The 14,658-nt window shown below is 72.8% G+C and carries 14 protein-coding genes and 1 tRNA gene; 4 read left to right on the top strand and 11 right to left on the bottom strand.

What is annotated here, in order from left to right:
• Positions 1-131 precede the first annotated feature (131 nt).
• The 4 genes from GA0070610_RS24355 to GA0070610_RS24340 all read left to right on the top strand — a co-directional run bounded on the left by GA0070610_RS24355 (position 132) and on the right by GA0070610_RS24340 (position 2,650).
• A complete protein-coding gene (locus tag GA0070610_RS24355) occupies positions 132-1,322 on the top strand; it encodes an IS110 family RNA-guided transposase (protein ID WP_089002205.1) in 1,191 nt (396 codons plus the stop codon).
• A gap of 194 nt (positions 1,323-1,516) precedes the next feature.
• Positions 1,517-1,589: transfer RNA gene (locus GA0070610_RS24350), tRNA-Arg, on the top strand.
• A gap of 357 nt (positions 1,590-1,946) precedes the next feature.
• Positions 1,947-2,360, top strand: coding sequence for a hypothetical protein (locus GA0070610_RS24345; RefSeq protein WP_089002204.1), 414 nt, complete (start codon positions 1,947-1,949; stop codon positions 2,358-2,360).
• Between the two features lie 59 nt (positions 2,361-2,419).
• On the top strand, positions 2,420-2,650 hold the full coding sequence (locus GA0070610_RS24340; protein ID WP_089002203.1) for a hypothetical protein: 231 nt from the start codon (positions 2,420-2,422) through the stop codon (positions 2,648-2,650).
• A gap of 74 nt (positions 2,651-2,724) precedes the next feature.
• Here the strand turns inward: GA0070610_RS24340 and GA0070610_RS24335 are convergent, their stop codons facing one another.
• The 11 genes from GA0070610_RS24335 to GA0070610_RS24285 all read right to left on the bottom strand — a co-directional run bounded on the left by GA0070610_RS24335 (position 2,725) and on the right by GA0070610_RS24285 (position 14,641).
• Positions 2,725-3,492 (bottom strand): hypothetical protein, encoded by a 768-nt coding sequence (locus GA0070610_RS24335; RefSeq protein WP_157747221.1) that lies wholly within the window; start codon positions 3,490-3,492, stop codon positions 2,725-2,727.
• A 577-nt stretch (positions 3,493-4,069) separates the two neighbouring features.
• Positions 4,070-4,594, bottom strand: a complete 525-nt coding sequence (locus tag GA0070610_RS24330; RefSeq protein WP_089002201.1) for a flavin reductase family protein — start codon at positions 4,592-4,594, stop codon at positions 4,070-4,072.
• Positions 4,595-4,598: 4 nt separating this feature from the next.
• Positions 4,599-4,970: a VOC family protein gene (locus GA0070610_RS24325; protein ID WP_089002200.1), complete on the bottom strand. Its 372-nt coding sequence runs from the start codon at positions 4,968-4,970 to the stop codon at positions 4,599-4,601.
• Between the two features lie 54 nt (positions 4,971-5,024).
• A complete protein-coding gene (locus tag GA0070610_RS24320; RefSeq protein WP_089002199.1) occupies positions 5,025-5,945 on the bottom strand; it encodes a methionyl-tRNA formyltransferase in 921 nt (306 codons plus the stop codon).
• On the bottom strand, positions 5,942-7,168 hold the full coding sequence (locus GA0070610_RS24315; RefSeq protein ID WP_089003706.1) for an argininosuccinate synthase: 1,227 nt from the start codon (positions 7,166-7,168) through the stop codon (positions 5,942-5,944). The genes GA0070610_RS24320 and GA0070610_RS24315 overlap by 4 nt, the downstream gene beginning before the upstream one ends.
• A gap of 5 nt (positions 7,169-7,173) precedes the next feature.
• Positions 7,174-7,932 (bottom strand): HalD/BesD family halogenase, encoded by a 759-nt coding sequence (locus tag GA0070610_RS24310; protein WP_089002198.1) that lies wholly within the window; start codon positions 7,930-7,932, stop codon positions 7,174-7,176.
• Between the two features lie 13 nt (positions 7,933-7,945).
• Positions 7,946-10,375, bottom strand: a complete 2,430-nt coding sequence (locus GA0070610_RS24305) for a condensation domain-containing protein (protein ID WP_231925790.1) — start codon at positions 10,373-10,375, stop codon at positions 7,946-7,948.
• Positions 10,368-11,933 carry an amino acid adenylation domain-containing protein gene (locus tag GA0070610_RS24300; RefSeq protein WP_089002197.1) on the bottom strand — a complete coding sequence of 522 codons (1,566 nt, stop codon included), beginning with the start codon at positions 11,931-11,933 and terminating at the stop codon, positions 10,368-10,370. The genes GA0070610_RS24305 and GA0070610_RS24300 overlap by 8 nt, the downstream gene beginning before the upstream one ends.
• Positions 11,934-11,943: 10 nt before the next feature.
• Positions 11,944-12,885 carry a hypothetical protein gene (locus GA0070610_RS24295; protein ID WP_089002196.1) on the bottom strand — a complete coding sequence of 314 codons (942 nt, stop codon included), beginning with the start codon at positions 12,883-12,885 and terminating at the stop codon, positions 11,944-11,946.
• Positions 12,882-13,571, bottom strand: a complete 690-nt coding sequence (locus tag GA0070610_RS24290; protein ID WP_089003704.1) for a 4'-phosphopantetheinyl transferase family protein — start codon at positions 13,569-13,571, stop codon at positions 12,882-12,884. Before GA0070610_RS24290 ends, GA0070610_RS24295 begins: the two co-directional genes overlap by 4 nt.
• On the bottom strand, positions 13,571-14,641 hold the full coding sequence (locus GA0070610_RS24285) for an acyl-CoA dehydrogenase family protein (RefSeq protein ID WP_231925789.1): 1,071 nt from the start codon (positions 14,639-14,641) through the stop codon (positions 13,571-13,573). The genes GA0070610_RS24290 and GA0070610_RS24285 overlap by 1 nt, the downstream gene beginning before the upstream one ends.
• Positions 14,642-14,658: the final 17 nt, after the last annotated feature.

The following is a 14,658-nucleotide window of genomic DNA, read 5'->3' as shown; positions in this document are numbered from 1 at the left end:
TCTGCGAGATTCGGTAGACCGCTGATGGAGATCCGCGACCTGCGTTCGCATTCGTAGAAGGTGCCGGCAAATCCGAACCCACAGACGACGGCCCGACAGAAGTCCCGATCGGATGGAGGAGAGGCGCGAGGGTGGCGAGGCTGTGGATCGGCGTGGACATCGGCAAGACCCACCACCATGTCGCCGCCGTCGACGGCGACGGCCGGCTGGTCTACTCCCGCCGAGTAGCCAACGACGAGACCGCCCTGCTCACCGTCATGGCCGAGGTCTCGACGCACGGCCGCCCGGTCTGCTGGGCGGTCGACGTCACCACCGGGATGTCGGCGCTGCTGCTGACCCTGCTGTGGCGCCGACAGGCCCAGGTCCGCTACGTCTCCGGGACCGTCGCGTTCCACATGGCCGCCGCGTTCGCCGGTGAGAACAAGACCGACGCTCGCGACGCGCTGGTGATCGCCCAGACCATCCGGATGCGCCCCGACATCCCGATCCTGGAACCGTCCGACCGGCTCCTCGCCGAACTCACCGTCCTGACCAGCTACCGTGCCGGCCTCGTCGGCCAGCGTGTCGCGACCCTGTTCCGGTTGCAGGAGCTGCTCACCGGGATCAGTCCGGCGTTGGAGCGAGCGGTGGAACTCAACCGGAAGGCTCCGATGATGGTCCTGGCGTGCTGGCAGACTCCGGCGGCGATCCGGCACGCCGGCATTGACCGGATCACCGCCCTGCTCCGGCGCGGGCACGTCAAGAACGCCGTCCAGGTCGCTGAGGCGATGGTCGCCGCCGCCCGGCAGCAGACCGTGAACCTGCCCGGGCAACGCGCCGCCGCGATGGTGGTCGGGCAGATGGCCACCGAGATCCTCGCCCTCGAACAACGCATCTCCGCCGTCGACGACCTCATCGCCGACCACCTCGAACAGCACCCCTTGGCGCCGATCATCGGAAGTCTGCCCGGTATGGGAAACCTGCTTACCGCCGAACTGCTCGTCCACACCGCCGGCATGACCGAGTACGACAGCCCCGCGAAACTCGCCGCCCACGCCGGCCTTGCGCCCATCTCCCGTGATTCCGGAACGGTTTCCGGCAACCATCGGCAGCCCCGCCGCTATCACCGGAGACTGCGGCACATTCTGTGGATGGCCGCCTTCACCGCCGCCCGAGAATGCCCCACCTCCCGCGCCTACTACGAGAAGAAACGCGCCGAAGGAAAGAACCACCGCCAAGCCATACTCGCCCTCGCCCGACGACGCGTCGACGTTCTCTGGGCACTCATCCGGGACCGCAAAACCTTCACTCGACCGGCACCGGTGATCCGCGCGGCGGCCTGAAGCAGACCGCTCCCCGCCGACGCAACGCCATCGCGCCGGCCGCTCCACCCTGCCCACCAAGATCACCCGGAGTCACATGGAGACTCGGCGTGTGGTCCTGGGCTGGGACAACGCCGGTCCGGGTGACGTGGGTGAACGTGGGCGACTCCCTGCCACCCCAGGTGAACGCCCGGGTCGCTAGACTAGGCCCTCGCGCCCTCGTAGCTCAGGGGATAGAGCATCGGTTTCCTAAACCGTGTGTCGCAGGTTCGAATCCTGCCGGGGGCACCTCGAAGATCAGCAAAAACGCTTCCTGAACTGCGGATACGTCACCGCATCGATCGGTCGACCTGTGCGGCCGGATGCCACCCGTAGCCGCTGTCTGCAGCCCTCCTTGCAATGATCTTGGGCGGTTGAGCTGAAGATCCTCGTGCCGGCCCGCTTCCACACCCTGTCGGCAGGGGGCAGCCGTGATGGTGACGATGGGTCCGCTCCTCGTCCTACTCGAACGGGGTGGCCGCGACGGGCCCCCCGCCGGGCCCACCGCACCCCGTTGCCGGTGGTTGACATGCTGGGGCGATGGTCACCCCGCACCCTCAGCCTGCGTCGACGTCAGGCCCGTTCACCGCCAACCCGAGACGGCGGATGCTGGCACTCGTGCTCAGCGGTGCGCTGCTGGTCACTTGGGCGCTGGTTACCATCGGCCAGGGCCTCTATCTCAGCGCGAACGGCGTCAGCACGCCGGCCGAGGTCGTCAGGGCACGGCACGTCGGTCGCTCCGACCTCGTCCGGGTCCGGCTCGCCTCGGGGCACGAGACGGAGCTGTGGGCCTGGAAGGGGACTCCCGGGGTCGGGGAGAGGATGACCGTCGTCTACCTCGAAGAGCGGGACTGGGCCAGGGACGCCGAAGCGTTCGCTCCGATGCGACGCATCTGGGTCGGCTCGGGGATGGGGATCTGGCTACTTGTCGTGGCGCTGGTCGAGCGCTCCTGGCGGGCCCGGCAGGCCCGGGGTCGCACCGACCCACCGGCTGGCGCCGGCAGCCCGGTCGGCGTATAACAACTCCTAACGGACCCGGCAGCCTGCCCGACGACGCCTGGCGGTACGAGCTGACCGGCATGTCGGAGGCGGGCGGGCATGTCGCGGTCGTCATCCCTGACGCAACCCCGGATGACGGCCCGTTCACGCCGCAGCCGGCACATCGTGTGCTGGTGCAGGTCGGTGACGCGCGGATTCCGTGGCCGATCTTTCGACGCTTCATCGATCTGGTTGAGTCGTCCGGTGACCTCGTTGGGACCGGCGAAGACCAGCCGCACAACGACGGCCGAGGCGATCGTGGGATCGGCTGAGCGACGGTGAACTTGGAAGGATCACCTCCTGTGCACGCCGTCGGACGCCACGCACCCGCCGGCGATCGACATGATCACCGACCGGTTACCGCCCGGCCGAATCGCTCGGCGACGTCCAGGATCAGGAGGTTCGACGGGGCGCGAAAGTCGTCGAAACGGCCGTCGATCGAATGGTCGAGCAGCGGCCTGTGTCGTTCTGGCGGTACGTCCGTCAGGCCGAGAAACCAGCCGAGCACCTGCCGGCAGTGCCATTCCCAGGCGCCGTCGGCACAGGTCCGGTCGACCACCACGGTAACGAGATGGCGCACCGCACGTTCCCAGACATCTGGGTCGGCCGGGTCGGCGGCGAGTGACGGCAGGAACCGGTCGAAGCGTTCGGACAGTTCCTCCAGCCACCCCCGCCACTCCACCAGAGACTCGGTGACCACGCCGAGCGTCTGCTCCGGGCCACCCATGCTGTCGGTCGGGCAGCACCAGGCATGGACGGGGCCGCCGTTGAAGTCCGCCTCGCCGACACCCCACCGCCAGCCCGACGCCCAGCGTCCGTAACGACCGACGATCGCGAAGCTCATCTGATCGGCCCACCGGGTGCCCTGCTGCTGTCCCCAGTCGTACACCTCCGGTCTGCCGGAGCGGCCAGGTGGCCGGGTGGGGACAGTTGCGGCGGCCGGCAGCGACCGGATGACGGCCGGGGCGGCGTCCGGGTCGAACGGATTCCGGGCCGGATCGGCCTCTGGCCAGGTCAGGTGATCGGGCATGATCACCGGGTCGTAGCTGCGGAGATAGGGTCCGGCGTCCGGTGTTTCGGACAACAAGCGACCTCCGGTGGGTCGGCGATCCAACCGTCCACCCTAATGAAGTGGGCCGCACAGCGCCGTCCCGTCATCCTCCAACGGTCGACTCGGGGGTACTCCCGGAATCGCTTGGGCAGGGGCACGGCCGGCTGGCCGTACTGCATCAATTCCTGCACCGTCGGTCGCAGCCCGGTCCGTGGATGGCCCGGACCGCCACGGACCATCCACGGAACGACTGCCGACGGGTGGCCTCAGCGGCCTAGGCGTCGGCCGGTGGTCACCGGCGCGCGGCGAGGTGTCCGCTGACCGGAGCTGGTGCTGCGCGAGTTCGGCTTCGATTCTCGGCGGCGCGCCGGCGTCGTCCTGTTCGATGAGCCCGCAGTGCACGAACGTGGCGGTCGCGCACGTGCTCAGCTCGCTGTGCAGCAACTCCTTGAACTTGCTCAGGTCGTCGACGTGCCAGACACCGGTGTATCCGGCGGCTTCGGCGAGTGCGGTGAAGTTGATGCGTCGCGACGGGACGCTCTGGCCTCCGGTGGACTCGTACCGGCCGTCGTCGAGGACGAGGTGGAAGAGCGGACGGTGGGCGAGCGCGCCGGTGGAGGCGGGTGGCCGCCTCCGCCCGCTACGCGGCGGACGCCGCCGAGGGCGCCGCCGCGATCGACCGGTACGACCCGTGCAGGTAGAGCAGCGGCGCCTTGGTCGGGTGCAGGGCGCCGTAGGACACCGCCTCCCCGATGACCACCGAGTGGTCGCCCTGGTCGGAGAGGTCGCGCACCCGGCAGTCGAAGTAGGCCAGCCCCTCGCTGAACACGAGGCAGCCGGTCGCCGGCGCCCGGTGCACCCGGACGCCAGCGAACGCGGCCGCGCCGGAGGGCCGCCGGGCGTCGGCGAACCAACGGGCGACGTCCCGTTGGTCCGCCGCCAGCACGGTGACCGCGAAGATGCCGGAGTCGCGGATCTGGGCGAGCAGTCGACTCCGGTGCTTCAGGCAGGTCAGGACCAGGGTGGGGTGCAGCGACACGGTGGTGAACGAGTTGACCGTCATCGCCAGCGGAATGTCGTCGTGCACGCTGCTGACGATGCCGACGCCGGTGGCGAACGCGCCCGCGGTACGGCGGAACTCCACCGCCTGGTCCTGGTTGGTCATGGCGTCAGTCCTGACCCCACACCAGGCAGAACGGGTGCCCCACCGGGTCGGCGTAGACCCGGAAGCCGTGGTTGCGGCTCCCGCCACCGCGCAGCAGGGTGGCACCCAGCCGGAGCACGGCCTGCTCGGCCTCCTGGATGTCGTCCACCTCCACGTCGAGGTGGGCCTGCTGCGGGAAGGTCGGATCCGGCCACTGCGGCGGCTGGTAGTCGGCGACGCTCTGCAGGCAGAGGCGGGGATGCCCGTCCGAGCCCTTCAACGTCACCCAGTACCCGTCGCTGTCGGCCCATTCCAGGCCGGTCAGCTCGACGTAGAACTCCGCCAACTTCTCGGCGTCCGGACAGTCCAGCACCACCGAGTGCAGTCGACCGATCATCCGACCTCTCCCGTCATCGTCGTAGCGCGATGACCGGCGCCCCCGGTCACCGTGTCAGTGAAGGTACTCGCCGAAGGTGGTGAAGTAGTCGAGGGCGCGCACGGGTGGGCCGGTCTCGGTGCTGACCTGGAGCAGCACCACCCCACGGTCGTCGCCGTCGCCCGGGCCGCCGCTGGCGACGACCACGCCGCCGTAGTCGGCCTTGACGATCCGGCCGGGCGTGCCGCCGTGCGCCCGGGTCGGCCGGGCGGCGGCCTTGACCCAGAGCCGGAGCCCGCGGTGCGTCGTCCACGCGTTGACGAACGGGTCCGACTGGCCGCGTACCAGGTTGCAGATCGTGGTGGCGCTGTCCCGCCAGTCGATCCGGGTGTCCTCGACCCCGATCCGGTGGTAGAACGACGCCCCCTCGGGCGGCTGCGGCTCGCCCCGGTGCCCCTCGGCGACCCGGTCCAACGCCTGAAGCGTGACCGGCACGTACTCCGCGAGGAGCCGGTCCAGGATCAGCCCGGCGGTGTCGTACGGGCCGATCTTCACGCGGGTCTGCGTGATGACCGGCCCGGTGTCCAGCTCCTCCGCCATGTAGTGCACGGTGAGGCCGGTCTCCTCCTCGCCGTTGCGGATCGCCCAGTTGACCGCACCGAACCCCGCGTACGCGGGCAGCAGCGCGTCGTGCGTGTTGATCGCGCCGCGTTCCGGGATCCGCAGCACCTCCGCCGGCACCCGGGTCCGCCAGTTGGTGGAGACGATGACCTCCGGCGCGAGGTCGCGCAGTTGCTCGTGCAGGTCGGGCTCGCGGGCGGTGGCCGAGTAGCGCACCGGCAGTCCCAGTTCGGCTGCGGCCAGCTCCACGTCCGGCTCGCCGAGGCCGCTGAACTCGGCCCGGTGGGTCAGCACGAGCAGCACCTCGTGGTGCGGGGCGATGCCCCGCAGCACGGTGGCGCCCAGCTCGCCGTAGCCGAAGAAGACGATCCTCACGGCTTCGCCGTCCCGTTGGCCCGCCCGGCCCGGAAGCGGACGGTGTTGACCCGCAGCCAGCCGGAGGAGTCGCGCTGGTCGAACACGTCGTCCGCCTCGAAGGTGGCGAACGCGGTGTCGTAGCGGCTGTGCGGGGAGCGGCGGCCGATCACCTGGACGGTTCCCCGGTGCACCCGCAGGATCGCGTCGCCGGTGACGTCCTGCTGGCTGAAGTCGATGGCCGTCTGCAACATCAGCCGCTCGGGGGCGAACCACAGGCCCCGGTAGACCAGGGCGGTGTACTTCGGCATCAGCTCCTCCTTGAGCTGCGCCACCTCCGGGTCGAGCACCAGCGACTCCACCGCCCGGTGGGCGTGCCAGAGGAGGCTGCCCGACGGCGCCTCGTAGATGTTGCGGGTCTTCATGCCGAAGATCCGGTTCTCCACGATGTCGAGGCGGCCGATCCCGTGCCGGCGGCCGATCTCGTCGAGCGCCTCCAGCACGGCGCTCGCCGACAGGGGCGTCCCGTTGACGCCGACCGGGTTGCCGCCCTGGAAGTGGATCTCGACGGTCTCGGGCTCGTCCGGGGTGTCGGCGATGTCGCGCACCCGGAACAGCAGGCCCTCCGGCGCGGGCTGCGCCGGGTCCTCCAGCGCCTCGCCCTCGTACGAGGTGTGCAGCAGGTTGCTGTCGATGGAGTACGGCCGCTCGCCGCTGCTCAGGTCCAGCTCGATGCCGTGCCGTCCGGCGTAGGCGAGCAGGTCGCTGCGGGAGGCGAGGTCCCACTCCCGCCACGGGCTGATCACCGTGAGGTCGGGGCGCAGCGCGGCGAAGGTCATCTCGAAGCGGATCTGGTCGTTGCCCTTGCCGGTGGCCCCGTGCGCCACGGCGTCGGCGCCGACCTCCTCGGCCACCCGCACCTGTGCCGCGGCGATCAGCGGCCGGCCGATGGAGGAGCCCATCAGGTACTGCCCCTCGTAGAGGGCGTTGGCCCGGTACATCGGGAAGGCGTAGTCCCGGGCGAACTCCTCGCGCAGGTCGACCACCCGCACCTCGTCCGCGCCGAGCTTCTCGGCCTTGCGGGCGGCGTTGTCCAGCTCCTCGCCCTGGCCCAGGTCGGCGATGAACGCGGTCAGCCGGCAGCGGTAGCGCTCCTTGAGCCAGACCAGGGCCACCGAGGTGTCGAGCCCGCCGGAGAAGGCGAGCACGATGTGCTGGGGGGCGATGTTGTTCCGAGACGACATGACGGTCACACCTCTCCGGCGGGCGCGGTGGCCCACAGCTGGTCCATGGTTTCGTGGGTGAAGTCGCGGGTCAGGTCGGACGTGGAGGCGTACCCCATGTTGATGATCTTGCGGCGACCCTGGCGGACCGGGGCGACCCGGTGCAGCGTGGTGTTGGTCCGCATCAGGTACAGGTCGCCGGGGAACAACTCCATCGAGTAGATGGGGCGGCTGACCAGCGCACGGTTGATCTCCGGACGCTTCTTGTTCCAGGTGGTGCCGGGCACGCACTGGACGAAGCCGCCGTGCTCCACCGGCGGGCACTCCACCACCCAGACCAGGGCGAAGGTGAAGTCGTCCCAGTGCCAGCCGTGGGTGTCGCCGTCCTTCTCCAGGCAGGTGATGACGAACTGCTCCGGCTCGTACGGGCACGGGTGTACCGGCTCGCCGGCCACCTCCGACAACACCCGCAGGATCGGCTCCGCCGTGTAGATCCCGCTGATCACGGTGCCCAGGTCGGCGATCTCCGCCCGCGTCACGTTGCGCATCCGGCGCGGCGTGTAGTCGGTCTCGGCGAACCGCAGGTCCCGTCGCGTGCCCGCCTTGTCGATCAGCTCGTTGACCTCGTCGGCGACCGCCTTCTTGACGCTGTCGGGGGCGACGAAGGAGACCTTCGCGTGCCCCAGGTACGAGAAGTCGCGGCGGGCCGTGGCGATGTCGTCCGGCGCCACCTCGCGCTCCACGTGCTCCCGCAGTTCCTGGTACAAGACTCTCGAGTCGAACACGGATCCTCCTTGGTTAACCTCGCGCCGCCGCGACGCGTGCGAAATCGATGACGGCCGCCGCTACCTGCGCCACGGCGGCGGAGTGCAGCACTCCGAAGTGGTCGGTGCCGATGCGGTGGGACCGGGCCGCCCCGACGCGGGCCGCCCACTGGGCGAGCTGCGCGTCGAGCAGGTCCGCGCCGATCACCAGCGCGGGGGTGTCGACCGGGCCGTCGTGGACGTACCCGGCACTGGCCCGCAGGTGGCGCTCGTAGCTGCGCCACCGGTGCGCCAGCAGCGCCGTCGGCACGGGCTGCCGGACGGCCGCCAGGCAGGCCGCGAGCGCGCCGACCGCCAGCCGCTCGTCGAAGCCGCCCGGCTCCGCGCCGCCCGTCACGCGGGGCCTCGGGGCGTCCGGCTCCAGGCCGAGGGCCCGGTGGACGTTCTCCGTGAAGGTGTCGAAGCGCTGCCGGACGTCGTCGGCCGGCAGCTCGTACCCGACCGGCGGGGCGGAATCCAGCAGTACCAGCGCCGAACGCCGCCCGACCTGGTCGGCGGCCATCTGGTAGGCGACCTGACCGCCGAACGACCACCCGCCGAGCAGGTCCGGGACCAGGCCGGCGGCGTCCAGGTCGGCCCGGTAGCGGCGGGCCAGCTCCGGCACCGTCGGCAGTTGCGCGCTGTCGCGGGACGCCGTCACCCGCCAGTGCTCCGGCAGCTCCGCCAGCAGGTCCTGGTAGTCCTGCGGGCTGCCCCCGGCGCCGTGCACCAGGTGCAGGTGCGGGCCCGAGCCGTCCCGCAGCCGCACCAGCGTCGACTCCGCCGGGACCGGCTCGGGCCCGCCGCCCAGCAGGTCGGTCAGCCGTTGGGGGGTCGGCTCGCCCAGCCATCGCACGACGTCCACCGCCGGCCTCCCGCCGGCGGCCAGCGCGTCCACGAGGCGCAGGGCGCTCAGCGAGTTGCCGCCGGCGGCGAAGAAGTCGACGTCCGGCCCCGCCGGTCGGGCGCCGAGCACGTCGGTCCAGGCGGCGACGACGTGGCGCCAGTCCGCCGACTCGGGCAGCGGGCCGGCCGCCGGGTCGCGGTCCGCGGCGGCCGGGGCCGCGCGGCCGGCGTGGGCGCGGGTCGCGACCTCGAACGAGCCGACCGTACGCTGCGGCTCGGCGCCGCCGTCGGCCAGCACCGCGTCGAGGTCGTGCAGCAGCGCCAGCACGCTGCTCTCCCGGTAGCGTCCGGTGTGGTACTCGATCTCGGCGAGGTAGCCGCCGTCGGCCTCCCAGACGGACATCGCCACGTCGGCCCGGGCGGCCCGGTTCGGGCTGGGCAGCAGCGTCGCCGGGACCGGGCCGATCCGCAGGTCGGTGCCGATCGGGCCGAGGTAGCTCAGCAGCAGCGGCGCGGGGTCGCCGAGGGCCGCCCGGGTCTGCTCGGGCAGCGCCCCGAACACCACCGGATACGGCACCGCCTGGTGGGTCAGCATCTGCCACATGCCGTCCCGGGCGGCACCCACCACCGCGACGACGGTGTCCGCCTCGGCGACCCTGGCCCGGGCCACGCAGAGGTTCGCGGTGTAGCCGAGCAACGCCTGGTCGCGGGTGGTCATCCGGTTCGCGGTCACCACGCCCACCGCCACGTCCGGCCCGGCGCCGGCCCGGGCGAGCACGAGTTGCGCCGCGGCGAGGATGATCGCGAACGGGGTGGCGAAGGTGGCCTTGGCCAGGGCCGCGATCCCGGCGCCCGCCTCGGCGCTGAAGCCGTAGCGCAGGATCGCGCCGGGTGCGCCGCTGGTCACCTCGCCCGGCAGGTCGGGTTCCAGGACGGCGGAGGCGGCGCCGGCGAGCGCGTCGCACCAGTACGCCAGGCTCTTGTCCCACCGGCCGTCCGCGCGGGCCGCGGCCTGCTCCCGGGCGTACGTGCTGAACGGCACCGGGTCGGCCGGGAAGCTCACGGCACGCCCCTCCCGCACGGCCGCGTACGTCTCGGACAGCTCGCCGACGAGCAGTTGGACCGCCCAGCCGTCGAGCACCATGTGGTGCACGGTCAGCAGCACCTCGTGCCGGTCGCCGACCCGGGCCAGGGTGATCCGGGCCAGCGGTGCTGCCTCCGGGTCCACCGGCGCGGCGTGCACCTCCTCGGCGACGAGCCGCAGCAGGGTGCCCGGGTCGGCGTCCCCCGGGTCGTCCACCTCCAGCCGGTGCAGGCCGACGGCGACGCGGGGCGCCACCATCAGCGTGACGGCGTCCGCGTGCCGTACGACCGAGGTCCGCAGCGCCTCGTGCCGGTCGACCATCGCTTGCCAGGCGACGGCCAGCGCCGCCTCGTCGAGTGGCTCGTCCACCCCGAGCCGCCAGGTGAGGTGGTAGACGGACCGGTCGCGGGCCCGCTGGTGCACCCACCACAGGGCCTCCTGCATCGCGGTGGCCGGGACCGGTTCGGGGACGGCCCCGGCGCCCTGCTCAGCCACGGGTGGCGAGCAGCTCGGAGGTCAACCGCTTGCGGTCGACCTTGTCCACCTCGGTCAGCGGGATCTCCGCCCGGTGGTGGAACGCCCGTGGCCGCATGTACGGCGGCAGGTGCCCTACCAGCCGGGTGAGGTCGTCGTCGGCCAGCGACGCGCCCGTGTAGACGGCGTGCAGGTCCAGCTCCCCGTCGTCGCCGGCGACGGTGAGCACCACCGCCTCCACCACGTCCGCGTGGGCGCGCAGCGCGGCCTCGATCTCGGCCAGCTCGACGCGGTTGCCGCGCACCTTCACCTGGTGGTCGATGCGGCCCTGGTGCACCAGTTCGCCGAACTCGCGGCGGACCCGGTCGCCCGTGCGGTACCAGTGCTCGGCGGTCAACGGCCCGGTGCCGTCGTAGAGGCGACCCCGCTCGCCGTCGAAGGAGACGAAGCGGCCCGCGTTCTCGGCCGGGTCCAGGTAGCCGGGGAAGCGCTGCTCGCCGCGGACGCACAGCTCGCCGTCGTCGCACGGGCGCAGGTCCTCGTCGAGCAGCACGTAGTCGAGGTGCGGGTAGATGTCCCCGATCGGCACCGAGCGGTTCGACGACTCGATCCGCGCGGCCGGGTCGGCGGGCACCTCGTACGCGGTGACGATGACCGTGGTCTCGGTCGGGCCGTAGCAGTTGATCACGGCGGTGTTCGGCGCGGCCGCCGTCCAGTCGTTGACCTGCTCGATGGTGAGCGGCTCCCCGCCGAAGGAACTCAGCCGCAGGGTCGGCATGCTCTCCGGCGCCAGCGCCCGCAGCCGCTTGGCGAACGAGATCAGCGACGGCACCGACAGCCAGTGCGTGAGCCGCTTCGTGTTGATGAAGCGCACCGGCGTCAGCACGTCCCCGCGCTGGGCCACGCACAGGGTGGCCCCGGTGCCCCACGCGCCGAACATCGCCAGGATGGAGCCGTCGAAGCACATCTCGAAGGTCTGCGAGACCCGCGACTCGGGCCGGAACCGGTACCGCTTGATCACCTCGGTGAGGAACGAGTCGACGTTGGCGTGCGTCGCCGGCACGCCCTTGGGCTTCCCGGTGGTCCCGCTGGTGAAGATGATGTACGCGAAGTCGTCGCGGCCCCGCTCCACGGCCGGCGGGATCTCCGTCGCGTGGCCCGGGGCGAGGAACCGGCGCCAGCCCTCACCGGTCAGGTCGAGGACCCGCACGGTGGTCTGCGCGCGGAACTCGGCCAGCCCGTCGCCGGAGGTGTCGTCGACCATGACGAGGTCGAGGTCCGCCTCGTCGGTGATGGCGAGGTTGCGGGCCGCCGGGTTGGCGGGATTGAGCGGCACCACCGTCGCGCCCAGCCGCAGGGCGGCCAGGTAGGCGATGTAGCCGACGAGGCTGCGGGAGGTGAGCAGCCCGACCCGTCGGGGTGGCCGCCCCGGCACCCGCTGCATGGCGGCCGACAACCGCTCGGCCGCGGCCCGCAACTCGGCGTAGGTCAGTGCGTCCGAGGCGACCTCGATCGCCACGTTGTCCGGGTGCTGCCGGGCCGACGTACGGAACCAGTCGTAGAGGGTACGGGTCTGCATCGCACATCCTTCACAAGGTCTGCCGGTGCGGGCGTTCCGCCGCCGGCGCTGGGGTGGTCGACCGGTCTCGTTCCAGCTGCCGCAGGTGGTCGAAGGTGGTCCGCACCAGCGCGGACCGGGGGCGCCCCCGGCGGGCCGACTCCACCGCGAAGCGCAGCGCCCGGGGCAGGTCCGCCCAGGCCCGCGCCGCCTCGTCGTCGCCGAGGTGGCGGTACCGGAACGTCCGATGCTGCGCGACGGCCCAGAGGTCGTCGAGGTGCGACCCGGCGGCCTCCGGGTGCGCGACGACGTGGTCGCGGAGGAACTCCAGGGCCGCGTCCTCGTCGAGCAGCCAGTCGCCGGGCAGCTCCGGTTCGTCCCCGGCGGCACCCGTACGGACCAGCCACTGCGGCTGCGCGCCGGCCGGCGGGGGCAGCCAGAAGCCGAAGGCCAGCGCGTTGCGCCGGTCCTGTTCCGGGCGCCACGACGGCGGCGAGTTCATCGCGGCGAGCAGGCCGGCGGTGCCGAGCCAGCCGGCGTACGGCTCCTGCTCGCCGGCGGGCAGCAGCCCGCTGAACCCGTCGACGACGTGCCAGTCGTCGCCGCGCCGGTCGTCGACCAGCAGCCAGTGCGGCGCGTGCCCGGTGCCGTCGATCGAGGGGGACCAGGGCAGCGCCGCGTTGTCGGTGACCACCAGCACCCGCCCGTGGCGCCGCAGTTCCGCGTCGACGCGGTCGACGAGGCTGTCGACCGGGGCGGTGGCCCACGCCAGCCGGGTGCCGTCCGGCAGCCGGTCCAGCGGCACCCGGTGGTGGGAGAAGGCGAGCCCGCCCGCCGGCAGGTCCGTGCGCACCGCGACGCGTACCGAGTCGGCGAAGCGGTCGGGGGTGTCGGCGAACTCGCCGGCCTGGTAGCCGGCCAGGTTGGCGGTGTAGCAGCTCAGCCCGGCGAACCGGGGGTCCGGGACGGTCATCGCGTACCCACCCCGTACGCCACGCTCGCCGGGACCCGGGTGTGCCCGCGCAGGCTCACCCACCGCAGGTCGGCCCAGCGGCCCGTCCGCCGTCCCGCCGGCACCGGAATGGCCCAGGGCCGGCCGGCGAGGCCGGCTCCGGTCGCCTTCACGCACGCCTCCTGCACCGTCCAGATCCAGGCGAATTCGCGGTCCCGCGCCGGCTCGGGCAGCCGGTCCAGGGCGGCGCGGACCGCCGGGGCGCAGCAGCGGCGCAGCAGGGCCGGCGGCGCGGGCACGGGCACCTGGACGTCGACGCCGACCGGTACGCCGCGCCCGAGCGCGGCGGCCACCGTCCCGGCGTCGTGGGACAGGCTGACGCCGACCTCCGGCCACTCGGGCAGGTAGGGCTGGCCGCCGTCGTGGGCGGCGATCGGCATGGCACCGGCCGTCCGGCCCAGCTCGGCGGCGAGCAGCAGGCGCAGCAGCGCCCGCGCGGCCAGCCGCTCGGCGCGCGGTCCGGCGGGGAGGTCGCCGACGGTGGCCAGGTCGGACGGGGCCGGCGGAAGGTGGGCGAGCAGCCGCTGCTCGGCCACCGCCACCCGCACCCGGGCGCCCAGCCGCAGCCGGACGACGCCGCCGTGGCGGCCCGCCGTGGCCCGGCGCGGTCGCGTCCGGCAGGCCAGCGCCGTCCGCTGCCGCGTCATCACCACGGCCGGTCCCGGAGCAGGTCGGGCACGTGCTCGGCGATCCCGGCCAGCATCGCCCCGGTGGCGCCGCCGGCGGTGGCGAACATGCCGGCGGCGGCCCGCAGCTGCGCCAGCCCGCCCTCGGCGTACGCCTCCGCGCCGAGCAGGGCGGCGCACTCGCCGAGCACCACGTCCAGGCCCTGCGCCACCGAGACCTTCAGCAGCATGCTGGTCACCAGGGGCTCGGTGCTCGCCCGGTGGGCGTCGCAGGCGACCTCGATCCGCCAGGACTCCACCACGCACCGGGCGAACCGCTCCCGGATCGCCGGGTTGTCCCAGGCCCGGCCGGCGCCGAGGGGACGCTCGACGAGCCGACGGTGGGTCTCGGCGAGCACGCGCCGGCACATCGCGGCGGCCCACACACCGCCGGCGAAGCGTTCCGTAGCGATGTGCCGGGCGAAGCTGACCATGCCCCGGCCGGGGCGGCCGACCAGGTACGACCGGTCCAGGCGTACCTGGTCGAAGTGCAGGTCGCCCAGGCCGGCGCCGCTCAGCGGGGTGCCCCGGGTGGCGGACACCCGCACGCCCGGGGCGTCGGTGGGCACCAGCACCCACACGAAGCTGGTGAAGTGGCGCTGCGGGCGGTGCCGGGCCAGCACGAGCGCGTACGCGGCGGTGCGGGCGTTGGTGATCCACCGCTTCCCGCCGTCGAGCACCAGCGACCGGTCGTCGATGCGTACCGTCGTGCCCAGCTCCATCAGGTCGGAGCCGGCGCCGTCGCGGTCCGTCGCGGCCAGCGCGAGCGTCGCGTGGCCGGCGACCGCGTCGAGGTACGCGGCCCGCACCGGCCCGTCCTCCGGCCCCGCGTCGACCTGTTCGCGCAGGACGGGCAGGGCACTGGCGACCTGGACGCAGACCGACAGCACCACCCCGACCGGACAGTGCGCGTCGAGGGTGCCGAGCAGCCCCGGCAGCTCGGCCGGCGCGAGGTCACGCAGCAGGCCGTGCCCGCCGAGCGCCCGCCAGACGGCCCGGGCGTCGGCGGGGGTGACCAGCCCGCGCAGCGCCGCTTCGGTACGCGCGGCCACGTCGGCACCGGGCGCCT

The organism is Micromonospora echinofusca, assembly GCF_900091445.1.
Taxonomy (GTDB): domain Bacteria; phylum Actinomycetota; class Actinomycetes; order Mycobacteriales; family Micromonosporaceae; genus Micromonospora; species Micromonospora echinofusca.
This window is presented reverse-complemented; position numbering and strand designations above follow the sequence as displayed.

What these genes read in the sequence shown, in the direction of transcription:
- GA0070610_RS24345 (WP_089002204.1), top strand. Translation starts at nt 1,947, where the DNA reads ATGCTGGCACTCGTGCTCAGCGGTGCGCTGCTGGTCACTTGGGCGCTG.
- GA0070610_RS24340 (WP_089002203.1), top strand. Translation starts at nt 2,420, where the DNA reads ATGTCGGAGGCGGGCGGGCATGTCGCGGTCGTCATCCCTGACGCAACC.
- GA0070610_RS24330 (WP_089002201.1), bottom strand. Translation starts at nt 4,594, where the DNA reads ATGACCAACCAGGACCAGGCGGTGGAGTTCCGCCGTACCGCGGGCGCG.
- GA0070610_RS24325 (WP_089002200.1), bottom strand. Translation starts at nt 4,970, where the DNA reads ATGATCGGTCGACTGCACTCGGTGGTGCTGGACTGTCCGGACGCCGAG.
- GA0070610_RS24315 (WP_089003706.1), bottom strand. Translation starts at nt 7,168, where the DNA reads ATGTCGTCTCGGAACAACATCGCCCCCCAGCACATCGTGCTCGCCTTC.
- GA0070610_RS24300 (WP_089002197.1), bottom strand. Translation starts at nt 11,933, where the DNA reads ATGCAGACCCGTACCCTCTACGACTGGTTCCGTACGTCGGCCCGGCAG.
- GA0070610_RS24295 (WP_089002196.1), bottom strand. Translation starts at nt 12,885, where the DNA reads ATGACCGTCCCGGACCCCCGGTTCGCCGGGCTGAGCTGCTACACCGCC.
- GA0070610_RS24290 (WP_089003704.1), bottom strand. Translation starts at nt 13,571, where the DNA reads ATGACGCGGCAGCGGACGGCGCTGGCCTGCCGGACGCGACCGCGCCGG.